Source organism: Curtobacterium sp. ISL-83 (genome assembly GCF_018613895.1).
Lineage (GTDB): Bacteria > Actinomycetota > Actinomycetes > Actinomycetales > Microbacteriaceae > Curtobacterium.
The window spans coordinates 185086-210415 of sequence record NZ_JAGGPH010000002.1 but is presented as its reverse complement, the minus strand read 5'-3'; the positions used below and the strand labels follow the sequence as shown (position 1 = coordinate 210415).

Below are 25330 nucleotides of genomic sequence, written 5' to 3'. Positions count from 1 at the left end.
TCGGGCTGACGGGGGCGTCCCGCGGCCAGCGACCAGCGGCCCGCGACGGGCCGGCGGCGAGCGGTCAGGCCGAACGGACGAGGTCGAGGAATCGGCGGTGGAACCGGTCCTCCCCCGCGACCTCGGGGTGGAACGCGCTCGCGATCGCGTTGCCCTGCTGCACGGCGACGACCTGGCCGTCCGGCAGCGCCCCGAGGACCTCGACGTCGGCCCCGTGCTCCGCGACGACCGGCGCGCGGATGAAGACCGCGTGCACGGGCGCCTCGCCGAGGGCGGGCATCGGGATGTCGATCTCGAACGAGTCGTTCTGGCTGCCGAAGGCGTTGCGACGCACCGTGGTGTCGAGCACGCCGAGCGTGCGCTGTCCCGCGATTCCGTCCTGGATCCGCGTCGAGAGCATGATCATCCCGGCGCACGTGCCGTAGGTCGGGAGCCCGGCTCGGATCGCCTCGGACAGCGGTTCGGCGACGCCGAACGCCCGAGCGAGCTTGTCCATCACGCTGGACTCGCCGCCCGGGATCACGACGCCGTCGAGCGCGCTGATCTCCTCGGCGCGGCGGAGCGGCACGACGTCCGCGCCGAGCTCCGTCAGCGAGGCGATGTGCTCGCGGAAGTCACCCTGGAGTGCCAGGACTCCGATCCGGGGACGAGCGACGAGCGGCGTGCTACCAGCCACGCTCGGCCAGGCGGTGCGGCGCGGGGACGTCGGCGACGTTGATGCCGACCATCGCCTCGCCCAGACCGCGGGACACCTCGGCGATGACCTTGGGGTCGTCGTGGAACGTGGTGGCCTTGACGATCGCGGCGGCTCGCTTCGCGGGGTCGCCCGACTTGAAGATGCCCGAGCCGACGAACACGCCGTCCGCGCCGAGCTGCATCATCATCGCGGCGTCGGCCGGGGTGGCGACGCCACCGGCGGTGAACAGCACGACGGGGAGCTTGCCGGTCTGCGCGACTTCCTTCACGACGTCGTACGGCGCCTGCAGTTCCTTCGCGGCGACGTACAGCTCGTCCTCGCGCAGGTTCCGGAGGGCGGCGATCTCCTTCGAGATCGTGCGGATGTGCTTGGTGGCCTCGGACACGTCACCCGTGCCGGCCTCACCCTTGGAGCGGATCATCGCGGCACCCTCGGTGATGCGACGGAGCGCCTCACCCAGGTTGGTCGCACCGCAGACGAAGGGGGTGGTGAACTTCCACTTGTCGATGTGGTTGACGTAGTCGGCGGGCGACAGGACCTCGGACTCGTCGATGTAGTCGACGCCCAGCTCCTGCAGCACCTGCGCTTCGACGAAGTGACCGATGCGGGCCTTGGCCATGACCGGGATCGACACCGCGGCGATGATCTCCTCGATCATCGAGGGGTCGGACATCCGGGCGACACCGCCCTGTGCGCGGATGTCGGCGGGGACGCGCTCGAGGGCCATGACCGCGGTCGCGCCGGCTTCCTCGGCGATGCGGGCCTGGTCGGCGTCGACGACGTCCATGATGACGCCGCCCTTGAGCATCTCCGCGAGGCCGCGCTTGACGCGGTCGGAGCCGGTGATCGAGGTGCCCTGGGTGGTGCTGCTGCTGTCGCTCATGATGCCCTCCAGTCTAGTGCTGCGCCGGCCACGCTTCGGCGACGAGTCGACGGGTGTCCCCGAGCATCTGGGACATCGACTTCGTCCTCGCGATGATCGGGAAGAAGTTCGCGTCCGACTGCCACCGCGGGACGATGTGCTGGTGGAGGTGCGCGGCGATCCCCGCACCTGCGACCTCGCCCTGGTTCATCCCGATGTTGAAACCGTCGCAGTGCGAGACCTGCCGGAGGACGCGCATCGCGGTCTGGGTGAGCTCGGTCATCTCGCGGGTCTCGTCCGCCGTGGCCTCGTCGTAGAGCGGGACGTGCCGGTACGGGCAGACCAGCAGGTGGCCGTTGTTGTACGGGTAGAGGTTGAGCAGCACGTAGGCGTGCTCACCGCGCGCGACGATCAGGGCGTCCTCGTCGGACATCGCGGGCGCCGCGCAGAACGGGCAGTCGTCCTTGTGCCCACGACCGTCGCCGTCGCGTCCGGCGTCGATGTAGGCCATCCGGTGCGGGTTCCACAGCCGTTGGAACGCGTCCGGCACGGCGGCCCCGGTCGACGCGTCCCGGATCACCAGCGGATCGTCCGCGCCCCCGGAGCCCGCGCCGGTTGGTCCACCGGCACCGGCACCGGTAGCGGCACCGCCAGCACCGGACGCGCCAGGGCCGGTCCCGCCAGAGCCGGTCACGTCGTCGACGTCACCGGCCCCGGCGGGGTGATCCGTGCCTCCAGGGTGCGTCATCTAGACCTGCGCGCGCTCGCGGATGGCCGTGAGGATGCGCTCCACGGCCTCGTCCACGGGGACGGCGTTGTCCTGCCGGCCGTCGCGGAAGCGGAAGCTCACCGCACCGGCGTCGCGGTCGCCACCGCCGGCGATGAGCTGGAACGGCACCTTCGCCTTGGTGTGCGTGCGGATCTTCTTCTGCATGCGGTCGTCGGAGTGGTCGACCTCGGCACGGACGCCGTGGGCCCGGAGCTTCGCGATGACCTCGTCGAGGTAGTCGCCGTACTCCTCGGCCACGGGGATTCCGACGACCTGCACGGGCGACAGCCACACCGGGAACGCCCCGGCGTAGTGCTCGGTCAGGACGCCGAAGAACCGTTCGATGGAGCCGAACAGGGCGCGGTGGATCATCACCGGGCGCTGGCGGGTGCCGTCGGCCGCGGCGTACTCGAGGCCGAAGCGCTCGGGCAGGTTGAAGTCCAACTGCACGGTCGACATCTGCCAGGTGCGGCCGATCGCGTCACGGGCCTGGACCGAGATCTTCGGGCCGTAGAACGCCGCGCCGGCGGGATCGGGCACGAGTTCGAGGCCGGATTCCTCCGCGACCTCGCGCAGGGTGTTCGTCGCCACGTCCCAGACGTCGTCGTCACCGACGTACTTCTCGGGGTCCTTGGTGGACAGCTCGAGGTAGAAGTCGTCGAGCCCGTAGTCACGCAGGAGCGAGAGCACGAACTGCAGGGTCGTGGTCAGCTCGTCCTTCATCTTCTCCTGGGTGGTGAAGATGTGGGCGTCGTCCTGGGTCATGCCGCGCACGCGGGTGAGCCCGTGGATGACGCCGGACTTCTCGTTGCGGTACACCGTGCCGAACTCGAACATCCGGAGCGGCAGGTCCCGGTACGACCGCGGCTGCGACCGGTACGCCAGGATGTGCATCGGGCAGTTCATCGGCTTGAGGTAGTAGTCGGCGCCCTGGCGGGTGACGTTGCCGTCCTCGTCACGGGCTTCGTCCATGTGCATGGCCGGGAACATGCCGTCCTTGTACCAGCCGAGGTGCCCGGAGGTCTCGAACAGGTCGCCCTTGGTGATGTGCGGCGTGTACACGAACGAGTAGCCCTCTTGCTCGTGCCGACGGCGCGAGTAGTCCTCCATCTCGCGGCGGATGATGCCGCCCTTCGGGTGGAAGATCGCGAGCCCCGAGCCGATCTCGTCGGGGAAGGAGAACAGGTCGAGCTCCGCGCCGAGCTTGCGGTGGTCGCGCTTGGCCGCTTCTTCCAGCCGCACGAGGTACGCCTTGAGCTGGTCCTTGTCGGGCCAGGCGGTGCCGTAGATGCGCTGCAGCTGCGGGTTCTTCTCGGACCCGCGCCAGTACGCCGCGGCGACGCGCATGAGCTTCGACGCGTTGCCGATGATGCGGGTGTGCGGCAGGTGCGGGCCGCGGCAGAGGTCCTGCCAGACGACTTCGCCCGTCTTCGGGTCGACGTTCTCGTAGATGGTCAGTTCGCCGGCACCGACCTCGACGCTCTCACCGGAGTCACCGTCGGTGGCGGCGCCCTTGAGGCCGATGAGCTCCTGCTTGTAGGGCTCCCCCGCCATGCGCTCGCGCGCCTGCTCGTCGGTGACGACCACCCGGCGGAAGCGCTGGGCCTGGCGGATGATCCGGTCCATGCCCTTTTCGATCGCCTTGAGGTCGTCCGGGGTGAAGGGCTCGGCGACGTCGAAGTCGTAGTAGTAGCCGTCGGTGACGGGCGGTCCGATGCCGAGCTTGGCGTCGGGGTTGATCTGCTGCACGGCCTGCGCGAGCACGTGCGCTGCCGAGTGGCGGAGGATGTCGAGGCCGTCCTGCTCCTGCAGGGTGACGGGTTCGGCGGTCTCCCCCGCCTGCACGTCGGCGGCGAGGTCCTTGAGGACGCCGTCGACCCGGATGGCCACGACTCCGCGCACACCGTCGAAGAGCTCCGTGCCCGTCGTGGTGGTCGTCGCGGTGCGGGGCTCGGGTGCCTGGGGCACGTCTGCGGGCTGGCCGGGTTCCGGCGATGCGACTGACTCGGTCACGATGGTGGATCTCCTCGATCGAATGGGTGCGACAAGACTACTGGGACGGGCGCGCGCTCCGGCCGGGGGCGCCGGGCCTGTGGAACCGCGCTGCTCAGGCGGGGACGGAGCCGAGCGTCTGCACGGGCAGGCGGGGTTCGAGCCGTTCGCGTCCCGCGAGGCCGTCGAGCTCGAGCAGTGCGGCAAACCCGATCGCCTCGTACCCCGCGCGTTCGAGGAGCGTGATCGTCGCGGCACCCGTCCCACCGGTCGCCAGGACGTCGTCCACCACGAGCACTCGCGTGCCCGGGGCGAGCTGACCCGGACGGAGCTCGAGCTCGGCCTCGCCGTACTCCAGCGCGTACTGCTCGCTGAGCACCTCGCCCGGGAGCTTGCCCGCCTTCCGCACGGTGAGCACGCCGACCTGGTGCTGGGCGGCGATCCCGCCGGCGAGGGCGAAGCCACGTGCCTCGATGCCGGCCACGGCACCGAAGCCGTCACCGATCGCGAACGGGGCGGCGAGGGCCTCGCACACCCGACCGAACGCCACCGCGTCGGAGAAGACCGGCGTCACGTCGCGGAACAGGATGCCCGGCCGGGGGAAGTCCGGGACGATGGTCGTGAGGCGTTCGACGAGGGCAGCTGCGGTTTCGGTCACCCGACAACGGTACGGGAGGCCCGTGGGCACGTCGTGCGCGCCGGTCCCGCCCGGCACGGCGTGCGGTCGCTGCGCCTGGTGCGAGGTTCGCGGCCCGGTGCGAGGGAACAACCCCGCACCGGGCCGCGAACAGCGCACGAGGCGCGCACCGGCACCCCGGCGGTCAGCGCCGGAGGTGCAGTGCCGCACCCCGGAGCAGCCAATCCGTCTCGCGCTGTTCGCGCTCCCGCTCGACGCGGTTGCGCGTGGCGACGTCGACGGACGGGCGGACGCGGTGCGTGCGCCGACTCCAGATGATCAGGGACATCCCGACCCGGAGTGCGATGCGGTCGCTCAGCGACACCGGACGGCGGACCGCGGGGGTGTCGGGAGGGCGGATGACGGTCTTCGTTGACAAGGTGGTCCCCTTCGAGGGCAGGACGGAAACGCCCGGGACACGGGCAGGACGGAAGCGCCCGGGACCCGGACAGGACGGAGGCGCCCGGAACGCGGGCAGGTACCGTGCCGGGAACGCGGGCACGGATGACGTGTCGTCGTGCGGGTGCAGCGCACCTGCACGGACCGCTTGGGAATGCAATCGATGCATTTCGGCAGATCTCGCTCGAGGCCCCGGGCGAGATCAGGAAATGCGTCGAATCAGCACAGCGTCACACTCACCACCGACATTTCCGACGACACCGATGAGCCCGCACGACATCGCCGGACGGCGATGCAGTGCGGACGCGATCAGTGACGGGAGCCGGCGGTCGACGCGAGCAGTGCGCTCAGCGGAGACGGCCGGACAGCAGTGTCGACGGGTGTGGGACGCCCGCGGTCAGCGGACCCGGATCGGGGTGCCGTCGAATCCACGGATTCTACGGAACGGCGTCGTCGTGGTGATCATCATGGTCAGGCCCCCTCTCGGTGTCGTGCTGCCAATGTCGTTGCTCGGAACTCTATCCACATCGCCGGCGATGCCGCAACACATTTCTCGGATCGCACCGGAATTGCATTCCCGAACAACGCCGAACGGCCCGGCCCCGCAATGGGGACCGGGCCGTTCGGGCTGCCGAGCGGTTACGCCGCGGCCGCGGATTCCGCCGCTGCGGACGCCGTCACCGTGGCGGCGAGCACCCCGTCGACGACGGAGATCCGCACGGAGTCGCCCTGCGACAGGGCCTCGTCCACGACCAGGGAGGCGATGCGGTCGTCGACCTCGCGCTGGATCAGGCGACGGAGCGGACGTGCGCCGTACTCCGGCTCGTACCCGTGCTCCGCGAGCCAGTCCACGGCGTCCTCGGTGACCGTCAGGGTCATGCCTTGCGCGAGCAGCCGGAGTTCGGTGTCGTGCAGCAGGAGCCCGACGATCGCGCGGAGTTGCGCCGGGTCGAGCTTCCGGAACAACACGATCTCGTCGATGCGGTTGATGAACTCGGGCCGCATGGACTCGCGCAGCTTGCCCATCACCCGGTTCCGCAGGTCCTCCTCGGCGTAGCCGCCGTCGGCGGACACCGAGAACCCGAGGGCACCGGACCGCGACGCCAGGAACTCCGAGCCGATGTTCGACGTCATGATGACCACCGTGTTGCGGAAGTCCACCGTCCGGCCCTGACCGTCGGTCAGCCGTCCGTCGTCGAGGACCTGGAGCAGCAGGTTGAACACGTCCGGGTGGGCCTTCTCGACCTCGTCGAGCAGGATCACCGAGTACGGGTTCCGGCGGACGCGCTCCGTCAGCTGCCCGGCCTCGTCGTACCCGACGTACCCGGGAGGGGCACCGACGAGTCGCGAGACCGTGTGACGCTCCCCGAACTCGCTCATGTCGAAGCGGAGCATCGCCGACTCGTCGCCGAACAGCGATCCCGCGAGCGCCTTCGCGAGCTCGGTCTTGCCGACGCCCGTCGGGCCGAGGAACAGGAAGCTCCCGACCGGCCGGCGCGGGTCGCCCATGCCGGTGCGGCTGCGGCGGACGGCCTTCGCGATCGCGGTGACCGCGTCGTCCTGGCCGATGACGCGCTGGTGCAGCTCGTCCTCGAGGACGGCGAGCCGTGCGCGGTCGCCCTGGTTCAGCCGGGCCGCCGGGATCCCGGTGGCGCGGGAGACCACGTCGGCGATGTCGCCGTCGGTGATGACCCGGTCGGTGGGCAGCGGACGGGAGGAACGGCGGGCGTCCGGCTGGTCGGCGGCGGTGATCCGTGCCTCCAGTCCGTCGATCTCGTCGCGCAGGCGCGACGCGACCTCGTACAGCTCCTCGGCGACCGCGCGGTCCTTCTCGGCGGACAGCGCCGCCACCTGGTCGCGGAGCGCGGTGACGTCGACGTCGCCCGACAGGGCGAGCCGACGGCGCGCGCCGGCCTGGTCGATCAGGTCGATCGCCTTGTCCGGCAGGTGCCGGTCGGTGACGTAGCGGTGCGACAACTCGACGGCTGCGCGCAGGGCCTCGTCGGTGTAGGTCACGTCGTGGTGCTCGGCGTACCGCGGGCTCAGACCGGTGAGGATCGCAACGGCGTCCTCGACGCTGGGCTCCCCCACCGTGACGGGCTGGAACCGGCGCTCGAGGGCCGCGTCCTTCTCGATGCGGCGGTACTCGTTCAGGGTCGTCGCACCGACCAGGTGCAGTTCACCCCGGGCGAGCCGCGGCTTGAGGATGTTCGCGGCGTCCATCGACCCGCCCTCGCCGCCGCCACCGGCGCCGACGACGGTGTGGAGTTCGTCGACGAAGACGATGAGCTCGTCCGCGTGGGCGGCGATCTCGTCCATGACCTTGGTGAGGCGCTCCTCGAAGTCGCCGCGGTACCGCGTGCCCGAGAGCATCGACGCCATGTCGAGGGCGACGACCCGCTTGCCCTGGAGCAGCACGGGGACGTCGCCGTCGGCGATGCGCTGCGCGAGGCCCTCGACGACGGCGGTCTTGCCGACGCCGGGCTCGCCGATCAGGACCGGGTTGTTCTTCGTGCGACGGAGCAGGATCTCGACGGTCTGCTCGATCTCGTCGGCGCGGCCGATCACCGGGTCGATGCCACCCTGGCGGGCGCGCTCGGTGAGGTCCGTGCCGAACTGGTCGAGCGTCGGGGTCTCGGACTGCTCCTGCTGTGTCTCGGTGCTGCCGGCCATCGGTCGTCCTTCCCGTGCTGCTGCTGCCGCCTCCTGCGCGTACTCCTGCATCACCTGCGGGGTCACGCCGGCGCTCGTGAGGAGCTGGCCGGTGACGGTGTCCTGGTCCATGACGAGCGCGAAGAAGACGTGCTCGGGGTCGGTGTACGTGCTGCCGAAGCCGCGCGCCGCCTGGGTCGCCTCGTAGAGGACGCGCTGCGCGCTGCCGGTCAGGGCCGGGCGGCCCTCGACGCGGAGGTCGCTCGGCGCGGGGAGGCGCTGCTCGATCTCGTCGGCGAGGCGCTCCGGGTCGGCGCCGCCCTGCCGGACGACCGCAGTGAAGGGGTCGGTGCGGATCAGGACGTGCAGGATGTGGAGCGCGTCGATCTCGTGCTGCCCCTGCTCGACGGCGTACTCCGCCGTGCGCTGGAGCAGTTCGTGGGTGCGGCGACTGAGGAGCCGCGTGATGTCGACGGGGCGGCCGAACGGCATCGGCCGCTGCTGCCCCGACTGCTGCGCCGCGATCAGGCGAGCGAGGAACTCGTCGAACGAGTCGCTGCCACTGGTCGGGCCGAACGTCTCTGGCAAACGAACCTCCTGGAACTTGAGTGCCTTTGACTCAATGCAACGCAGGAGGACCGGGCTCATTCCCCGGGTCGGAAGAAACTTGCGGCGACTGGACTCAGGTCCGAGCGACCGCGGCGGTGGTGGCCTCGGTGATGCGCACGAGGTCGGCCGGGGCAACCTCGATGTCGAAGCCGCGCCGGCCTCCGGAGACGAAGATCGTCCGGTACGCGAGCGCGGACTCGTCGAGCACCGTCCGGAGTCGGGTCTTCTGGCCGACCGGGCTGATGCCGCCCACGACGTACCCGGTGCGCTTCTCGGCGAGGGCCGGATCGGCGAGCGTGGCCTTCTTGCCGCCCACGGCCGCGGCGATGGCCTTGAGGTCGAGGCGGTTCGCGACGGGGACAATCGCGACGGCGAGGGCACCGTCGACGGAGACGACCAGGGTCTTGAACACCTGCTCCTCGCGGAGCCCGAGCGCGGCGGCGGCTTCCTCGCCGAAGTTCGTGGCGGTCTCGTGGTGCTCGTAGACGTGCGGCGTGTACGGAACCCCGGCACGCTCGAGGGCGAGGGTCGCGGGGGTGCTCGGCGATCCTGCGGTCATGTCGTGATCCTCCCCTGCCGGGCGGTCCGCGCGGTGTCGGCACGCGGGCGGCGGCGGGATCGGGCGCGATCCGCGAGCTGATCAGGTCCCCGCCGAGGTCGATCAGCCGCCTTGGCCCTCGTGCTGCGGGCCCTGGTCGACCGGGTCGTACTCGGTGTCGCGACCCTGCTCCTCCTCCGGCAGGGGGACGTGCCGCTCGGTGCCGCTCCCGCCGGGGCTCGTCGCGACGTAGTCGGCCTCGCCGGACTGGGTGTCGTGGCTGAGCGGTTCGAGCGTCTCGGGGTCGGTCTCGTGCTTCTCGGTCATGCCCCAGCCGTACTCCCTGGCGACTGCACGCACGCCACGGGTGTCGACCGGGTGGGCAGCGGCACGGCGATGTGCACGACCCGCGAAGTGGGTGCGCACAGTGGGCCGCCCAGTGCGAGCATGAGAGGAGCAGGACGGACGACCGGGAGCACCCATGAGCGACGACGACGTGACAGCGGAACGAGCGCGACTCGAGGCCGTGGCATGGGGTGCCGACGTCGACCCGGCCGACGCGGCGCGTGCACGCATCGCGCTGCAGGACCTCGCCGCCGGCCGGCGACGCAGCCCGACGCGACGGCGGGACGGGGCCGGTCTGCCGACGGCGGCCGGCGGTGGTCGAGGTGTCGGCGGTCGGACGGGAGGCGCGGCCTCCTCACCGGGCAGCGTGCTTCCCGGCGGTCTCGCCGCTCGTGAGGCGGGACGTGGCGGGCCGGAGGTCGCCCCGGGGGGCGAGCCGCGCCTCCCGTCCGGGGCGACCGCGCAAGCGGATCCGCAGGACCGGCCCCAAGACGGAGCGGGACCGTCGGCGCCGGAGGGTCCGCAGTCGTTCGGCGCTCGGATGCGCGGGCTGCTCTGGCGGCAACGCCCGCGGGTCTGGATCGCATGTGGTGCGGCGGCGGCGCTGGGTGTGGCGTTCGCGGCCGGGACCGTCGTGGGCACCGCCCGACCCGGGATGCAGCCGATGGCGAGCATCACGCCGACGGCCGGGACCGTGACGCTCGAGCAGCTGCTCGACGCACCGCAGACCTACGCGGACCAGCTGCCCGGTCCGGTCGAGGCCGCGGTGAGCCTGCACAGCACCCGTCTCGTCTTCACGAACCGAGCCCTCGACGGCGGCTCGCTGAACACCCCGTGGAACGTCTGGGCCGGCGTCGGGAAGGACCGGTCGACGATCTGCCTCATCGCCACCGCGAACCGCCTGGAGTCGACGAGCGCGTGCTACCCCCGGGAGCAGGCGCTGCACGGGTCGGTCTCGCTGTCGGCGCAGTCGCTCAGCGGGACGCTCACGATCCTGCTCCGCGGCGGTGCGGTGCAGGGGACGGTGACGACGACGCCGTGACGCCCGCCGGCGTGATGTTGCTCGGCTGACGCGCTTTCTTGCCGCAGGTGCGTTGGAGCGCTCCGAGCAGACTCTCGGGTGCATCCCTCGCGTTCGTCCGAGGCCTCGTGCAACACTGGAAGAGCGAGCTCGCCGTGGAGTCGTACCCACACCCATCCACACCGAGCGCGCACCACTGACCGGCACGACCGGTCACCGGCGTCAGACGTCACCGTCGCCGCGCGCTCCACCGTTCCCGGAGGAGGCCAGCAGACGTGACCACCAACACCGCCAGCATCACCACGAGCGTGTCGACACACACGCGGCCGATCACCCTCACGACGCAGTCCGTCGTCGGGATCGCCGTGCTCGGCCTCGCCACGTTCTTCGCGATCACGACCGAACTGCTGCCCGTCGGGCTGCTCGGGACGATGAGCAGCGACCTCGGCGTCACCGAGTCGACGATGGGCATAGTCATCACGGTCTACGCGGCTGCGGTCGCGCTGCTCGCGCTGCCGCTGACCTCGCTGACGGCCCGCCTGCCCCGGAAGGCCGTGCTCGTCGCGACCCTCGTCGGGTACGCGGTGTCGAACCTGCTCATCGCCGTCGCGCCGTCGTTCGCCGTCGTCTGCGCCGGGCGGGTCGTCGGGGGCATCGCGCACGCCCTCTTCTTCTCGGTGGCCTCGGCCTACGCCACCCGGATCGTCCCGCCTCGGCTCGCCGGTCGGGCGATCGCGTTCGTGTACTCGGGCAGCTCGCTCGGCTTCGTGATCGGCGTGCCGCTCGCGACCTGGGCCGGACAGTCCCTCGGCTGGCGACCCGCCGTCGGCGCCGTCGCGATCGCTGCCGGCGTGCTCGCCGCGGTCGCCATGGCCTTCCTGCCCGCGGTCGCCGGGACCTCGTCCCCGCACATCGGGTCACCAAAGGCGTGGGCGCGGACCGGTCTGCTATCGGTCGTCGTCGCCGACCTGCTGCTCTTCGCGGGCCACTACGTGGTGTACACCTACGTCGGCCCGTACGTCGTCGACGCGGGCCTGGACTCCGGCATGGTGAGCGGTGCGCTGCTCGTGCTCGGCGGCACCGGTGTGATCGGGCTCTGGCTCGCCGGGGTGTTCGTCGACCGGGCGCCCCGGCAGACGCTGATCGTCTCCGTCGCGGTGATGACCGGGGCACTGGCCGTGCTGCCGTTCGTGCACGGGTCGCTGGTCGGCACCATGGTCGTCGCCGGCGTGTGGATGGCGGCGAACGGGACGACGGGGACCCTGTTCATGGCGGCGGCGATCCGGACCGGCGGCGTCTCGCCGGACATCGCGGGCGCGCTCGTCAACGGTGCGTCGAACATCGGCATCGCGGCCGGTGCGGCGCTCGGCGGGCAGGCGTTGTCGGTCGTCGGGTTGCAGTGGATGCCGTTCGCGGGGGCCCTCGTGCTCGTCGGGTCCGTCGTCGTCGTGGCGGTCGCGCGTCGGGGCTTCCCGCTGCACACCGCCACGCAGGAGCACCTGTCGACGTCGTCCATCGCGGCGATCACGTCGTCGTTGGCGGTCGTCACGACGTCGATCCCGACCGTCAGCCGGGCGATCCAGACGCTCACCGGGTCGGTGGCGGTGGCGACCGGGTCGGTGCGGACGCGGCGCTCCCGGTAGGCGGCGTCTGGGCGGCGCCGGTGCCGCCGGTGCAGGCCGTGCCGGGGCCGCCGGCGGGGTGACGAGCGGGTAGGACACGCCGTGCCGTGCCGTGGCTGGCGAGCGGGCACATCTGGGGCCGCTCGGCGGTCCCGGGCGACGGGTTCCGCCCGGTCGGTGGTCGGGAGGCGGCGGGTCGTGCGCGGTCGGTGGTCGGGATCGGACGACCCGGGGCAGAGGCAGGGCGTCCGGGGCCGGGCGTCGGGCGTGCAGCTTCAGGCGTGCAGCCTCAGGCGTGGTCGGGGTCGGTGCTGCTCGTGCGCGCCAGCAGGGCGTCGAGGGCGGCGACCTGTCCGGCCACGAGGTGCTCCCGGACTTCGGCGATCGGGAACCACCGGGCATCGTCGACCTCCGGGACGTCGATGAACCGCCCGGAGCCTCGGGGCAGTTCGAGGCGGACGGTGTTGCTCCGCACGACATCGACGTCGAACGTCGGAGCCAGCACCGCGAACACCCGGACGCGCTTGCCGGAGGACTGGCGGACCTCGCCGAGGTCCACCACGGGGCCGTCGGGTGCGGGGACGCCGATCTCCTCGGCGAACTCGCGTCTGGCCGCCACCCAGGGGTCCTCGTCCGCTTCGACCAGGCCCTTCACGATCGACCACGCTCGGGGCTTCGTCCGCCAGAACGGGCCGCCCATGTGCGCGACGAACACCTCGGGGCCGTCGTCGGACGGACGCCACGGCAGCAGACCAGCGCTGAGCACCATGCCCCGAGACTAGGCCGGTCGGGCCAGAGGGCAGGCTCGTGCGACACAGCGGGTGTCGCACGACGACGGGGACGTCGCACCGCAGCGCACTCGGCCGCAGCGCGCTCGGCCGCAGCGCGCTCGGCCGCAGCCCGCTCGGCCGCAGCCCGCTCGGCCGCAGCCCGCTCGGCCGCAGCGCGCTCGGCGCGCGGCACCACGACGCCGGCGCCGGTGCCGACGGGGCCGGGCGGGAGTAGGTTGCGAGGCCAGGAGCGCCATGAGACGCCCCGGACGGACCCCGACGAGGAGGTCGATCGGGATGGACGAACGGTGGGCGACGGTCACCCTGGCCGCCGCCGACGCGGCGAAGCCGCACCAGGAAGCCCTGCAGTGGATCGCGGCGCGCGCCGGCACGGGCATCGAACGCATCCGGGTGATCGGCGTGGACCCGGCACTCGAGGGTCGTGTCGGTCCGGACGGTCTCCGAGTCGCGGACGCGCTCGCCGACCAGGCCAGGACGGCGGTGCCGGGCGTCGACGTCGAGGTGCGCCGACATGCCGGTCCCTTCGCGAACGCGTTGGTCGAGGAGTCGGACGACGGGGACGTGCTGGTGATCGGGACGTACCGGAGCCGGCGCGGCTCGACGGCCGGGGGCGATCCGGAGCGGGTCGCGGAACGCGCGGCGGTGCCGACCGTGGTGGTGCCGGAGGGCCCGCACCCGATCGAGGGTGACGTGGTGCTCGCCGTCGAGGACCCGATCGACGAACGCGCGGTGACGATCGCGGTGGACGAGGCCGTGCGGCGGAACCGTCGGCTGACCCTCCTGCGGGCGTGGGAGATGCCGGTGCTCACGCGAACGGGGCTGACCGACTTCGCCGAGGACCCGCTGCGGTGGCGAGCCCGGAACGCCGACCTGCTCCAGCGCGTCACCACCGAGCTCACGGGCCGCTACCCGACGATCCGCATCCGGCCGCTGCTCGTCGAGGGGCACCCGGGGCACGCGATCGCCTTGCACACGCGGACCGCGTCGCTGGTGGTGCTGGGGCGCGGACACGTGCACGCGCTGTCCGGTTCCGTGCTGCACGACGTGCTGCGCGAGACGGTCTCCCCCGTGTGCGTGGTGCCGCCCGCGGCCCACGCGGACGCCGTCGGTCCGGCTCGGCGACGAGCGCTCCGGGCGGTCCGGACCTCCCGGGGGTGAGGGTCAGCCGGCGAGCTCGCGGGCGGCCCGCTCGACACGCTTCGCCAGGTACGCGACCCCGCGGCCGTTCGGGTGCAGGGCGCCCGGGACCAGGTCGATCGTCTGCAGGTCGCTCGCCCCGTCGAGCGTGACGCCGGAGACGTACGCCTTCTTCCCGGTCGCACACGCGGAGTGCCCCTGCGTGCTGGCGAACAGGTCGACGAAGCGGACACCAGCTGCTGCCGCGGCGGTCTTCGAGACGTCGTCGAGCTCCCGCTGCACGCCGTGCAAGTAGGTCACGTCGCGGTCGGTGAACGGGTACGTGTTCGACGGGAAGGCGCCCGCGAGGCTCCCGAGGTCGAGCGCCGACCGGAAGCAGCCGTCCTTCGGCGTGTGCGCGGCGTCCGGGAAGATCGCCGGGTACCCGACGAAGACGACGACCGCGTTCGGGGCTGCTCGACGGACGGCCGCGAGCGTGTCCGCGAGGCTGAGTGCCACGCGCGACTGGATCTTGACGCCGAGCTGGTCCGCACCGTCGACGACGAGACCGCTCTCGCAGGACGGCGCGTCGCGGCCGGAGAACACGGGCCCATGGGCGGAGAGCGCGAGACACGCGGCAGCGGTGCCGAACAGGTCGGCGTCGTTGCCGCCGATCGTCAGCGTGACAAGGCGGGTCCGGTCGGAGAGCGCCCGGACCTGCGGGGGAACGCCGCGGAACTGGAAGTCGCTCGTGACGTCTCGGCTGGTCGCTCCCCCGCACGTGACGTCGTGCAGCGCCAGTCCGAACCGGGCCGCGACGCGGTGCGGGTAGTCGGCAGCAGACTGCCCACACGCGGCGGTGGGCAGGCCGGAGCGGTGCCCGAGCCCGTACCCGGCGGAGTACGAGTCACCGAGGGCGACGTACTCACTGCCCGGCGGGACGTTCGCCAGTCGCTCGGGAGGATGGTCCGTCACCGGGTACGGCTCGGGCACGGGCCACATCGGCGCGGCCTCCGCGGCCTGCCCGCCCGCGGGCACGCCGCCCAGGGGTGCGCCGCCGATCGTCGCACCGCCAAGCCCCGCGGTGAGCACCACGAACACCGCGATCGCCGCGCGGGCACGTCGGCCACCGTCGCGGTGGTGACGGCCGGGGCGGAGCCGGGCGTGGCGGAACAGGGCGGCCTCCAGGGTCGGGACGGACCGTCCACGCTATCGCGGGCGTCTGCACTCCCGCTGCTGGGCCGTCCCGGTCAGCGGCTGCCGCGACGCCGTTGCCCGACGGCAGCGGTCAGCGGCTGCCGCGACGCCGTTCCCCGACTGCAGCGGTCAGCGACGTCCGAGACGTCGTTCGCCGCCGGCGCCCGTGGTGTACGCGAGGCCGTAGTGCTCGAAGACCGCGGGCTCGAGCGAGGCATCGAGCTCCCCGTCGGTCGAGATCGACGGCGCGTCCTTGATGACCTTCTTCGTGAACGCGACCCGCAGGTGCTTCGGTGCGACGACCGCGCCAGCGAGCGGCACGAACACGAGCTTCTGGAAGCCCATCACGCCCGTGGTGACGCTCGCGAACGCGGGCTCGGACGTCGTGGTGTCGTAGTAGATGCTCTCGAGCGTGCCGACCTTGTCGTCGCCCTCGTCGACGACCGACAGGCCGATCCAGTCGCGGATGTTGGCTGCCTCGAACACGTGTGCTCCTCCTGGTCGCCGGAGCTTCCGGTCGTCCGGGGCCGACGCTACTGCGGCGCCGCGGAACCGCTCCCAGACGTCCCGCCGCGGACGGCCGCATCTCCGCGGACGGCCGAATCTCTCCGGACGGCCGAGCCTCCGTGGACATCCGCATCTCCAGGGACGGCCGTGCCGACGCGGAGCGGCAGCCCGTCCACCGCGCAGAGGACGTCCTCCGCGCTCACCGCGAGCAGCGCGGGATCGGGCACCTCGGAGAAGACGTCCCCGAGCCGGACCGACGCGTCGGTGAGGACGACGTGCGGCCCGGACACCGGCGGCCCCCAGGCCTCGGGCGGCGCCGGACCGAACAGCACGACCGAGGGGATGCCGTACGCGGACGCCAGGTGCGCCGCTCCCGTGTCGACGGTGACCACCAGTCGCGCGGCGGCGACGACCGCGGCGAACGGCTGCAGGTCGAGCACGCCGGCCAGGACCGCCTCCGGTGCCAATCCGGCCGCGTCGGCGACCGCGCGGGCGCGCACGACGTCGTCCGCGCCTCCCGTCAGGACGACGTCGAGTCCGCGCGTCCGCAGACCGCGCACCACGTCCGCGAACCGGTCGGTCGGCCAGTGCCGCGCACCGTGGAACGCGCCGACGTGGACGACGGCGGCACCGGTGACCACCGGCGGGTCGACGGGCCGCGCGATGGCGACGTCGTCGGGGTCGGCGGGGATGCCGTGCCAGCTCACGAGCCCGGCCCACCGCTCGCGCTCGTGCACCCCGTCGGCCCACTCGGGGCCGTCCCATCCGTGCGCGGGGTCGTGGTGGCCGATGACCCGACGGGCGCCGAGGGCGGCGACGAGGTCCGACGACTCCGGACCGGTGCCGTGCAGGTTCACGGCGACGTCGACGGTCCGGTGCGGGGCGCCGATCGCGTGGTCGAGCCCGTGCTGCGCCAGGTGCACGTCCACGTCGGGGATGAGTTCGACGACCGGTGCCAGCCACGCCGTGGTGGCCAGGGTGATCCGGTGGTCGGGGTACGCGCGACGGAGCGCGTGCAGTGCGGGGACGGCGACCAGGAGGTCGCCGAGCTTGATGGCGCGGAGCGCGAGCAGCTCGGGTCGGCCGTCGGACGGGGGCATGGTCTCCAGGGCGGTCACCCCCGCGACGGTAGACGGGAGGCACTGGGTGGGCTCCGACACACGGCTGTGCGTCCGCGCGACCCGGCCCTTCCTGGACCGACGTCCGGCGCCGGACCGGTATCCGGGGAGCATGGCTCTCGCACCGGATCGCGTCGTCCGCGGTCTGCTCTTCGATCGCGACGACACGCTCGTCATCGACGTCCCCTACAACGCCGACCCGCACCTCGTGGTCCCCGTCCCCGGCGCGCACCGGGCGGTGGAGCGAGCGCGCGCCGCCGGCCTGCTGCTCGGGGTGGTGACGAACCAGTCCGCGATCGCGAAGGGCCTGGCCACCCGCGAGCAGGTCGACGCGACGAACGCGCGGGTCGACGAACTCGTCGGACCCTTCGACGTGTGGTGCGTGTGCCCCCACGACGCCGGTGACGACTGCGCCTGCCGGAAGCCGCGGCCCGGGATGGTGCTGGACGCGGCGGAGCGGTTCGGCCTGGACCCTCGCGAGCTCGTCGTGGTCGGCGACATCGGCGCGGACGTCGGCGCTGCGGAGGCCGCCGGTGCGCAGGGGATCCTGGTGCCCACGCCCCGGACCCGTCCCGAGGAGGTCGCCGCGGCGGCGACCGTGGCCGCGTCCCTCGACGAGGCCGTGTCGCTCGTGCTCGCGCAGACTCCGCGCCCGACGACCCCGGTGCGGCCAGCGTGAGCGCGTCGAGCAGCGGGGCCGCCCCGGCGCACCGCGTCCTCGTCGTCCGCCTGGACTCCTTCGGTGACGTGCTCGTGACCGGGCCCGCCGTCCGCGCCGTCGTCGCCGGGTCCTCGCACGTGACGATGCTCTGCGGTCCGCAGGGCGCCCCCGCCGCCCGCCTGCTGCCCGGCGTGGACACCGTCCGCGTCTGGGCCGCGCCCTGGGTCACCGAGACCGCGAGGCCCCTCGACGACGCCGTGCTGGCCGAGTTCCGCGCGCTCGTCGCCGAGGAACGGCCGGACGAGGCCGTCGTCCTGACCTCGTTCCACCAGTCACCGCTGCCGGTCGCGATGCTGCTGCGCCTCGCCGGCGTCCAGCGGGTGACCGGCGCCTCGGTCGACCACCCGGGGTCGCTCCTCGACGTGCGGCTTCGGCCCGGTGAGGACCTGCCCGAGGACCTGCCCGAACCCGAGCGCGCCCTGCGGATCGCGGGAGCCGCCGGGTTCGCGCTGCCGCCGGGGGACGACGGGAGGCTCGTGGTGCGTCACGACGCCGACGCACCAGTGCAGGTGGCCCGGTTGGGCCGCTACGTCGTGGTGCACCCCGGCGCGAGCGTGCCGGCCCGCTCGTGGCCGGCGGAGCGGCACCGGGCACTCGTCGCCGCCTACGCCGAGCGCGGCGTTCCCGTCGTGATCACCGGGTCGCCGGGTGAGGCAGAGCTGACATCGGAGGTCGCGGGCGACACCGGCATCGACCTGGGCGGGCGGACCTCCCCCGCTGAACTCGCCGCCGTCCTGGCCGGCGCCGAGGTCGTCGTGGTCGGGAACACCGGGCCGGCCCACCTGGCCGCCGCGGTCGGGGTCCCGATCGTCAGCCTGTTCTCCCCCGTGGTGCCCGCGGTGAAGTGGGCGCCGTACGCCCCGCTCGTCGAACTGCTCGGCGACCAGGGTGCCGCGTGCCGTCTGAGCCGGGCCCGCGAGTGCCCGGTGCCGGGGCACCCGTGCCTGGCCTCCGTCACGGTGGACGACGTCCTCGCGGCCCACGAGCGGCTGCTCGAGCGCGCACGACGGACCACCGGAACGCGCGTCGGGGACTGAACGGAGAAGCCGGACCTTCTGGAGAAGTCTGCGGAGCGGTCCAGACAGTGCTGCGTAGCGTGCGGCACTGCTCCTCCTCCTGCTCCTCCTGCTCCTCTCCAGAACCCCGATCGGAAGGCCCTGCATGCGGATCCTCGTGTGGCACGTGCACGGCGGCTGGATGGACGCGTTCGTCCGTGGGCCGCACGAGTACCTCATCCCGACCACCCCGGCGCGGGACGCCTGGGGCCTCGGCCGCGGAGGGCGTGCCTGGCCGGCCAACGCCGTCGAGATCGACCCCGCCGACGTCGCCGACGCCGAGGTCGACCTGGTCGTGCTGCAGCGCACCGACGAGGAAGCGGAGGCCCGGCGTCTGCTCGGCGGACGCGGCGTGCCGATGGTGTTCGTCGAGCACAACGCGCCCCGGACCGACGTCCCGAACAGCCTCCACCCGTTCCGGGACCGCGACGACCTGACCATCGCCCACGTGACGCACTGGAACGCGCTGATGTGGGACTGCGGTTCCACCCGCACGACCGTCGTCGAGCACGGCGTCGTCGACCCGGGCCCGCTCTACACCGGGGTACAGGAGCGTCTCGGGGTCGTCATCAACGAACCCGTTCGCCGCGGTCGCGTGGTCGGCACCGACCTGCTCCCCCGCTTCGCCGCCGTCGCCCCGGTCGACGTCTGGGGCATGGGCACCGAACGGCTGCCCGAGCTGCGCTTCGGACCCGACGTGGTCGCGCAGGGCGACGTGCCCGCCGACCCGATGCACGCGGCCCTCGCCGAGCGACGCGCCTACGTGCACCCGAACCGGTGGACCTCGCTCGGCCTGTCGCTCATCGAGGCCATGCACATGGCCATGCCGGTCCTGGTGCTCGCCACGACCGACGCCGCCCGCACGGTGCCCGGCGAGGCCGGCGCGATCGCGACCGACGTCGAGGAGCTGGTCCGTGCCTCCCGGCGGCTCATCGAGGACCCGGACGAAGCGCGCCGCCGCGGCCGGGTCGCCCGCGAAGCCGCGCTCGAGCGCCACGCGCTCGCCCGCTTCACCGCCGATTGGGACGACCTGCTCGACGACGCGGTCTCGCGTCACGCGCGACCGGGCCGAGCGGCGAAAGCCGCACTGGAAGGGAGTCTGCGATGAAGATCGCCATGGTCTCGGAACACGCGAGCCCCCTCGCCACGCTCGGTGGCGTCGACGCCGGTGGACAGAACGTCCACGTGGCCGAACTGTCCGGTGCCCTCGCCGACCGCGGTCACCAGGTCACCGTCTACACGCGCCGCGACGACGCATCGCAGCCCGTCCGGGTCCCGCTCCGCGCCGGCGTCGAGGTCGTGCACGTCGACGCCGGGCCCGCCCGCGCGGTCCCGAAGGACGAGATCTTCCCGTACATGGGGACGTTCGCGAGCGTCCTGGCCGCCGAGTGGTTCGTGGACCGGCCGGACGTGGTGCACGCGCACTTCTGGATGTCCGGGCACGCGGCACTCGAGGCCGTCGCGCAGGTGCAGGCCAGGACCGGTGGCGTCCGGATCCCGGTCGTGCAGACCTTCCACGCGCTCGGCGTCGTGAAGCGCCGGCACCAGGGGGCCGCGGACACGAGCCCCGAGGAGCGCGAGTGGGTCGAACCCGCCGTCGGGCGCTCGGTCGACCAGGTCGTCGCGACCTGCTCCGACGAGGCGTTCGAGCTCAAGGCGTTGGGCGTCCCCCTGCACCGCATCTCGGTCGTGCCGTGCGGCGTCGACGTCTCCCTGTTCACCCCGGACGGCCCGGTCGAGGAGCGGAACCGCCCGGTGCGCGTGCTCACCGCCTCCCGCCTCGTCCAGCGCAAGGGCGTCGGCACCACGATCGCGGCCCTCGCCGAACTCGTGCACGACGGCCGCGACGTCGAACTCGTCGTCGTGGGCGGCGCGGGCGTCGCCGGGCTCGACCTGACCGACGACCCGGAGTACCAGCGGCTCGACGCCCTGGCCCGGTCGCTCGGGGTCCGCGACCACGTGACCTTCCGCGGGCAGCTCCGACAGCAGGACATGCCCGCCGTCTACCGCAGTGCCGACGTCGTCGTGTGCGCCCCGTGGTACGAGCCGTTCGGCATCGTCCCGCTCGAGGCGATGGCGTGCGGCCGGCCGGTCGTCGCATCGAGCGTCGGTGGTCTGATCGACACCGTCGTCGAGGACGCGACCGGACTCCACGTCCCGCCGCGGGACGAGGACGCCGTGGCGGTCGCCGTCGCGATGCTCCTCGACGAGCCGGAGCGTCGGGAGGCCCTCGGTGCAGCGGGCCGGAAGCGCGCCGAGACGAAGTACACGTGGCAGAAGGTCGCCGCGGACAGCGAACGCGTCTACGACCGGCTCGTCGCCGGGAGCGTCAGCGGGACCGCGGCCGGGAGCACCTCCGCCTCCGGTGCGACCCGCTCGCGCCCATCCCGAACGGGACGGTCCGTCCGTCCGGCCCAGTCGAACGAGAGGACGGCACGATGACCATCGACCAGCAGCCCGGCACCATCCAGGCGGAGACCGATCGGGGCAGCGCGCAGGTCGTGCTCGACCACGTGGCCGCGTCGGTCCCCGTGATCGCGTCCCTCGTCGACCACAAGGACCACATCGCGGCCTGGGCCGACGACATCGCCTCGCGGCTCGTCGCCGGACGCCGGCTGCTCGCCGCGGGCAACGGCGGATCCGCCGCCGAGGCACAGCACCTGACGAGCGAGCTCACCGGCCGCTTCGACGGCGACCGGCCCGCGTACTCGGCGATCTCCCTGCACGCCGAGTCCTCGGCCGTCACGGCGATCGGCAACGACTACGGCTACGAGGAGGTGTTCGCCCGGCAGGTCCGAGCGCACGCCCGTGCCGGGGACGTCGTCGTGCTGCTCAGCACGAGCGGCAAGAGCCCGAACCTGCTCCGTGCCGCCGCCGCCGCCCGCACGGTCGGTGCCCGCGCGATCGCGATGACCGGGGCCCGCCCGAACCCCCTGGCCGACGCCGTGGACGACGCGATCTGCATCGACGGCCCGTCCGCGAACGTGCAGGAGGCGCAGCTCGTCCTCGTGCACGCGCTCTGCCGTGCCATGGAACCCGTGCTGCGCCGCGGCGGACGCCGATGAGCGCGCGCCGCGGACCGACCACGCGCCGTGGAACCACCCATCCGGCGAACGACGGACGCCTGCGGATCACCGTCGTCGGCGACACGCTGCTCGACGTCGACGTCTCGGGCACCAGCGAACGGCTGAGCCCGGACGCTCCCGTACCCGTCGTCGACGTCCGCACCGATGACCGTCGAGCCGGCGGTGCCGGGCTCGTCGCGACGATGCTCGCCAAGGACGGCCACGACGTCACGCTCGTCACCGTGCTCTCCGACGACAGCCGCGCGGACGAGATCCGCGCGCTCCTGCCGGGCATCCGCGTGGTCGCCGGACCGTCGGGTGTCCCGACCCCGGTGAAGACCCGCGTGCGCGTCGTCGACCACGCGCTCGTCCGCATCGACGAGGGGTGCGAGACACCGCCGGTGCCGGAGGCGACGACGGAGATGACCGACGCGCTCGAGGGCCAGGACGCCGTCGTCGTCGCGGACTACGGTCGCGGCGTCGCAGCCTCCCCCGCCGTCCGGGACGCGATCGCCCGTGTCGCCGAGACCACCCCGGTGGTCTGGGACCCGCACCCGAAGGGCGCGACGCCCGTCGCCGGGATCGCCGTCGCCACGCCGAACGCCGCCGAGGCGCGGAAGGCCACCGACGTCGCGGGCGACGGCGTCCCGTTCGCCACCGACGCTGCCCGCGCGCTCCTCGAGGCGTGGGGCATCGACGCCGTCGCCGTCACCCTCGGTGACCGCGGTGCGCTCGTCGCCACCGGCTCGGACACCGGCGTCGACAGCCGGTTCGTCCCGGCCCCCTCCATCACGGCCGGCGACCCGTGCGGCGCCGGCGACCGCCTCGCCGCCGGCGTGGCCGTTGCCCTTGCTTCGGGCGCCAGCGTCGTGGACGCGGTCGCCGCGGGCGTCGCGGACGCGTCCGAGTACCTCGCCGCGGGCGGGGTCACGGCGCTCCTCGCCGACGACGGCCCCGCACCGGTCGCCGTGCCGGGGACGGACCGGGACGCGCTCCGGATCGTGCACGACATCCGCGCCGCCGGCGGCACCGTCGTGGCCACCGGCGGGTGCTTCGACCTGCTGCACGCCGGACACGCCCGCACGCTGTCGGCAGCCCGCGCCCTCGGCGACTGCCTGGTCGTCTGCCTGAACTCCGACTCGTCCGTCCGTGCCCTGAAGGGACCCGAGCGGCCGATCATGACCCAGGAGGACCGGGTCGAGCTGCTCCTGGCCCTGGACTGCGTGGACGCCGTCGTCGTGTTCGACGAGCACACGCCCGACGAGGCCCTCCGCCGGTTCCGGCCGGACGTCTGGGCGAAGGGAGGCGACTACACGGCCAGCGAGCTGCCCGAGTCGGCCACGCTCGCCGAGTGGGGCGGACGGGTCGTCACGGTGCCGTTCCACCCCGGGCGTTCCACGACCCGACTCGCGGCGGCACTCGCCCACGTGGGCTGACCGCCACCGCCACCGCGCAGCGCCGTCCACCGCGCCAGCGCACCACACCCGTTCGAACCGACACCGGGCCCGTGACCGGCTGCAGTCGCAGCCGCGCTCCGGGACCCCCACGGAAGGAAGTCCATGCCCGTCCCCACCACCCCCATCGGCCGCGTCCTCGTCACCGGCGGCGCCTCCGGACTCGGTGCAGCCGTCGTGGCCGCCGTCACCGAGGCCGGCGGCACCCCGATCGTCCTCGACCTGCGGATCGACGCCGTGCCCGAGGGCGTCGACGCCGTCGCGGTCGACGTCTCCGACACCGAGGCCGTCGAGCGGGCCGTCGCCGAGGCGGTCGAGCGCCACGGTGGTCTCGACGCCGTCGTCACCGCCGCGGGCATCGACACCCCCGCCCCGATCGACGCCATCTCGTCGGGCAAGTGGGAGCAGATCGTCGCCGTCAACCTGATCGGTACCGCGTCGACCGTCCGTGCGGCCCTGCCCGCGCTCGAGGCCACGCACGGCCGCGTCGTGACGATCTCGTCGTCGCTCGCCCTCCGCGGCGTCGGCCACGGCACCGCGTACTCGGCGTCGAAGTTCGGCGTCCGGGGGTTCTCGCAGGCCCTCGCCGCCGAGACCGCCGGCCGGGTCGGCGTGACGAACATCATCCCCGCCGGGATGCGCACCAACTTCTTCGCCGACCGCACCGAGCAGTACAAGCCGGGTCCGGACGCGCAGCTCATCGAGCCGGTGTACGTCGCGAACTCGATCATCTTCGCGCTCGCGCAGCCGGCCGGCTGCGAGATCCGCGAGCTGTCGATCATGCCGGCGACGGAGCCCAGCTGGCCGTGACGGTCGTCACCCCGTGACGCACGTCACCCCGTGACGGACGTCACCTGGTGACGGACGGGAGGCGCGGTGCCAGCTGGCACCGCGCCTCCCGTCCGTCGTCCGGTCCCGTCGACTGTCGTCAGGTGGTCCGCAGCAGGTCGGCGACGTCCGTCAGGACGGCGTCCGGCTCGACCTCGTCGACGAACGAGGGGTCGTGTTCGCAGCGCTGGGCCGACCAGCCCACCTGCGTGACGTCGACACCGCAGACGGGGCAGCGCGTGACGTAGGAGAGGTGCACGCGGTGCCGTCCACGGTCGAACGGCCCCGCGTTCACCACGTTGCCGAACCAGAACACCCCGACGGTCGGCGTCCCCACCGCGACGGCGAGGTGACGCGGCCCGGAGTCGTCCCCGACCACGACGTCGGCGGCCGCGAGCACGGCGGGCAGCTCGGTCAGGGGCAGCTCCCCCACCAGGTCGTGCAACCGGTCGACGAGTTCGGCCCGCTCGGTCCGGTGGACCGCCGCGGCGATGACGTCCGCTGCCGGTCGGTCGGACGCGTCACCCACCAGCACGACGTCGTCCCCGGCCTCGAGCCGTGCCAGCGCGACGGCCGCGAACCGGTCCGGACTCCACCGACGCCGGGGGTCGGTCGCGCCGGGGTGCATCGCGACGAGGTGGTGCCGCACGTCGAGGCGCTCCCGCACCGCGGCCCGCTCGTCGTCCCCGACGCGGACCCGGGGGTCGAGGGTGACCGGCGCGGCTCCCGCGAGCGACACGACCTCGAGCGCGCGGACGACCTCGTGCTGGTAGTAGACGTAGCGGACCCAGCGCTCCAGCACCTCGGCGTCCTCGGTGGCGGTGCCGACCGTGTGCCGTGCTCCGAGGCGCAGCAGGAACGGGTTCGAGTTCCGCCCGCCGCCGTGCAGTTGCACCGCGAGGTCGAACCGGCCGTGGAGCCGGTCGAAGAAGTCCTGCTCGGTTGGTGCGTGTTCCCCGCTCTCGCGGACGCCGGGGACCATGGGGAGCTCCTCGAAGGCGTGCACGGAGTCCGTCCGGCCGTCGAGCAGGGCCGCTCCGGCCGGCGTCCCGAGCAGGGTGATGCGGGCGTCCGGGTACGTGGCGGCGAGGGCGTCGATCGCGGGCATCGCGAACATCAGGTCGCCCAGGCCACCACCGCGGAGCACCGCGATGTCCCGGACGCCGTCGAACCGTGTGCCGCCGTTGCCGATGAGATCCACGGCTCCCGTCTACCGGAGCGCACCCGGGAACCCGAGCGGGATGGACAGCGAGCGCGATCCCGAGTGCGTGCCCAGTGTCCGACGAGCACCGTGAG

The 25330-nt window shown here is 73.0% G+C and carries 24 protein-coding genes; 10 read left to right on the top strand and 14 right to left on the bottom strand.

All coding sequences use genetic code 11. The annotated features are described in order from the left end of the window. Positions 1-64: 64 nt before the first annotated feature. From pdxT to J7E22_RS01220, 9 genes are all read right to left on the bottom strand, one after another. Positions 65-676 carry a pyridoxal 5'-phosphate synthase glutaminase subunit PdxT gene (gene pdxT / locus J7E22_RS01260; RefSeq protein WP_214978107.1) on the bottom strand — a complete coding sequence of 204 codons (612 nt, stop codon included), beginning with the start codon at positions 674-676 and terminating at the stop codon, positions 65-67. After that, complete coding sequence (gene pdxS / locus J7E22_RS01255; protein ID WP_214978106.1) at positions 666-1580, bottom strand: pyridoxal 5'-phosphate synthase lyase subunit PdxS; 915 nt, start codon at positions 1578-1580, stop codon at positions 666-668. Before pdxS ends, pdxT begins: the two co-directional genes overlap by 11 nt. 13 nt (positions 1581-1593) lie before the next feature. Next, on the bottom strand, positions 1594-2139 hold the full coding sequence (locus J7E22_RS01250; protein WP_308159095.1) for an HIT domain-containing protein: 546 nt from the start codon (positions 2137-2139) through the stop codon (positions 1594-1596). Positions 2140-2307: 168 nt separating this feature from the next. Beyond that, complete coding sequence (gene thrS / locus J7E22_RS01245; RefSeq protein ID WP_374193244.1) at positions 2308-4341, bottom strand: threonine--tRNA ligase; 2034 nt, start codon at positions 4339-4341, stop codon at positions 2308-2310. A 94-nt stretch (positions 4342-4435) separates the two neighbouring features. Beyond that, entirely contained in the window at positions 4436-4978 is a 543-nt protein-coding gene (locus tag J7E22_RS01240) for an adenine phosphoribosyltransferase (RefSeq protein ID WP_214978103.1), read from the bottom strand. Positions 4979-5141: 163 nt separating this feature from the next. Further along, positions 5142-5375, bottom strand: a complete 234-nt coding sequence (locus tag J7E22_RS01235) for a hypothetical protein (RefSeq protein ID WP_214978101.1) — start codon at positions 5373-5375, stop codon at positions 5142-5144. A 659-nt stretch (positions 5376-6034) separates the two neighbouring features. Further along, complete coding sequence (locus J7E22_RS01230; protein ID WP_214978099.1) at positions 6035-8635, bottom strand: ATP-dependent Clp protease ATP-binding subunit; 2601 nt, start codon at positions 8633-8635, stop codon at positions 6035-6037. Between the two features lie 94 nt (positions 8636-8729). Further along, entirely contained in the window at positions 8730-9215 is a 486-nt protein-coding gene (gene ybaK / locus J7E22_RS01225; protein WP_214978097.1) for a Cys-tRNA(Pro) deacylase, read from the bottom strand. 102 nt (positions 9216-9317) lie between these two features. Next, positions 9318-9521 (bottom strand): hypothetical protein, encoded by a 204-nt coding sequence (locus tag J7E22_RS01220; RefSeq protein WP_214978095.1) that lies wholly within the window; start codon positions 9519-9521, stop codon positions 9318-9320. A gap of 154 nt (positions 9522-9675) precedes the next feature. Here J7E22_RS01220 and J7E22_RS01215 point away from each other — a divergent pair, with 154 nt between their 5' ends. Both J7E22_RS01215 and J7E22_RS01210 read left to right on the top strand, forming a co-directional pair. After that, complete coding sequence (locus J7E22_RS01215; RefSeq protein WP_214978093.1) at positions 9676-10581, top strand: hypothetical protein; 906 nt, start codon at positions 9676-9678, stop codon at positions 10579-10581. Between the two features lie 254 nt (positions 10582-10835). Then, a complete protein-coding gene (locus J7E22_RS01210) occupies positions 10836-12203 on the top strand; it encodes an MFS transporter (protein ID WP_214978091.1) in 1368 nt (455 codons plus the stop codon). 268 nt (positions 12204-12471) lie between these two features. Here J7E22_RS01210 and J7E22_RS01205 read toward each other — a convergent pair whose 3' ends face one another. Continuing rightward, a complete protein-coding gene (locus J7E22_RS01205; protein ID WP_214978089.1) occupies positions 12472-12951 on the bottom strand; it encodes an NUDIX domain-containing protein in 480 nt (159 codons plus the stop codon). A 298-nt stretch (positions 12952-13249) separates the two neighbouring features. Between J7E22_RS01205 and J7E22_RS01200 the strand changes: the two genes are divergently transcribed. Further along, positions 13250-14131, top strand: a complete 882-nt coding sequence (locus tag J7E22_RS01200; protein WP_214978087.1) for a universal stress protein — start codon at positions 13250-13252, stop codon at positions 14129-14131. A 3-nt stretch (positions 14132-14134) separates the two neighbouring features. Here the strand turns inward: J7E22_RS01200 and J7E22_RS01195 are convergent, their stop codons facing one another. The 3 genes from J7E22_RS01195 to J7E22_RS01185 form a co-directional block, all read right to left on the bottom strand. Beyond that, complete coding sequence (locus J7E22_RS01195; protein ID WP_214978085.1) at positions 14135-15190, bottom strand: SGNH/GDSL hydrolase family protein; 1056 nt, start codon at positions 15188-15190, stop codon at positions 14135-14137. Between the two features lie 225 nt (positions 15191-15415). Next, positions 15416-15772, bottom strand: coding sequence for a PRC-barrel domain-containing protein (locus J7E22_RS01190; RefSeq protein ID WP_214978083.1), 357 nt, complete (start codon positions 15770-15772; stop codon positions 15416-15418). Between the two features lie 47 nt (positions 15773-15819). After that, positions 15820-16911 (bottom strand): glycosyltransferase family 9 protein, encoded by a 1092-nt coding sequence (locus J7E22_RS01185; RefSeq protein ID WP_308159094.1) that lies wholly within the window; start codon positions 16909-16911, stop codon positions 15820-15822. A 112-nt stretch (positions 16912-17023) separates the two neighbouring features. On the opposite strand from J7E22_RS01185, the gene J7E22_RS01180 reads away from it, so the two are divergent. The 7 genes from J7E22_RS01180 (at position 17024) to J7E22_RS01150 (ending at position 24016) form a co-directional block, all read left to right on the top strand. After that, positions 17024-17590: an HAD-IIIA family hydrolase gene (locus J7E22_RS01180; protein WP_214978081.1), complete on the top strand. Its 567-nt coding sequence runs from the start codon at positions 17024-17026 to the stop codon at positions 17588-17590. Further along, the gene (locus tag J7E22_RS01175; protein ID WP_214978078.1) at positions 17587-18669 is read left to right on the top strand and encodes a glycosyltransferase family 9 protein; all 1083 of its coding nucleotides are present in this window, start codon (positions 17587-17589) and stop codon (positions 18667-18669) included. Before J7E22_RS01180 ends, J7E22_RS01175 begins: the two co-directional genes overlap by 4 nt. Positions 18670-18793: 124 nt before the next feature. After that, positions 18794-19795, top strand: a complete 1002-nt coding sequence (locus J7E22_RS01170; RefSeq protein ID WP_214978076.1) for a glycosyltransferase — start codon at positions 18794-18796, stop codon at positions 19793-19795. Continuing rightward, positions 19792-21129 (top strand): glycosyltransferase, encoded by a 1338-nt coding sequence (locus J7E22_RS01165; RefSeq protein ID WP_214978074.1) that lies wholly within the window; start codon positions 19792-19794, stop codon positions 21127-21129. The genes J7E22_RS01170 and J7E22_RS01165 overlap by 4 nt, the downstream gene beginning before the upstream one ends. Continuing rightward, complete coding sequence (locus J7E22_RS01160) at positions 21126-21752, top strand: SIS domain-containing protein (protein WP_214978072.1); 627 nt, start codon at positions 21126-21128, stop codon at positions 21750-21752. Before J7E22_RS01165 ends, J7E22_RS01160 begins: the two co-directional genes overlap by 4 nt. Before the next feature lie 59 nt (positions 21753-21811). Then, on the top strand, positions 21812-23188 hold the full coding sequence (locus tag J7E22_RS01155) for a PfkB family carbohydrate kinase (protein ID WP_214978194.1): 1377 nt from the start codon (positions 21812-21814) through the stop codon (positions 23186-23188). Between the two features lie 123 nt (positions 23189-23311). Continuing rightward, positions 23312-24016, top strand: coding sequence for an SDR family oxidoreductase (locus tag J7E22_RS01150; protein WP_214978070.1), 705 nt, complete (start codon positions 23312-23314; stop codon positions 24014-24016). Positions 24017-24134: 118 nt separating this feature from the next. Here the strand turns inward: J7E22_RS01150 and J7E22_RS01145 are convergent, their stop codons facing one another. After that, complete coding sequence (locus J7E22_RS01145) at positions 24135-25235, bottom strand: glycosyltransferase family 9 protein (protein ID WP_308159093.1); 1101 nt, start codon at positions 25233-25235, stop codon at positions 24135-24137. Between the last annotated feature and the right edge of the window lie 95 nt (positions 25236-25330).

Bases quoted from the DNA above. Each gene is read 5' to 3' on its own strand.
- J7E22_RS01200 (WP_214978087.1), top strand. From the start codon at position 13,250: ATGGACGAACGGTGGGCGACGGTCACCCTGGCCGCCGCCGACGCGGCG.
- pdxS (WP_214978106.1), bottom strand. From the start codon at position 1,580: ATGAGCGACAGCAGCAGCACCACCCAGGGCACCTCGATCACCGGCTCC.
- J7E22_RS01170 (WP_214978076.1), top strand. From the start codon at position 18,794: ATGCGGATCCTCGTGTGGCACGTGCACGGCGGCTGGATGGACGCGTTC.
- J7E22_RS01180 (WP_214978081.1), top strand. From the start codon at position 17,024: ATGGCTCTCGCACCGGATCGCGTCGTCCGCGGTCTGCTCTTCGATCGC.
- J7E22_RS01220 (WP_214978095.1), bottom strand. From the start codon at position 9,521: ATGACCGAGAAGCACGAGACCGACCCCGAGACGCTCGAACCGCTCAGC.
- J7E22_RS01205 (WP_214978089.1), bottom strand. From the start codon at position 12,951: ATGGTGCTCAGCGCTGGTCTGCTGCCGTGGCGTCCGTCCGACGACGGC.
- J7E22_RS01150 (WP_214978070.1), top strand. From the start codon at position 23,312: ATGCCCGTCCCCACCACCCCCATCGGCCGCGTCCTCGTCACCGGCGGC.
- J7E22_RS01215 (WP_214978093.1), top strand. From the start codon at position 9,676: ATGAGCGACGACGACGTGACAGCGGAACGAGCGCGACTCGAGGCCGTG.
- J7E22_RS01165 (WP_214978074.1), top strand. From the start codon at position 19,792: ATGAAGATCGCCATGGTCTCGGAACACGCGAGCCCCCTCGCCACGCTC.
- ybaK (WP_214978097.1), bottom strand. From the start codon at position 9,215: ATGACCGCAGGATCGCCGAGCACCCCCGCGACCCTCGCCCTCGAGCGT.
- J7E22_RS01160 (WP_214978072.1), top strand. From the start codon at position 21,126: ATGACCATCGACCAGCAGCCCGGCACCATCCAGGCGGAGACCGATCGG.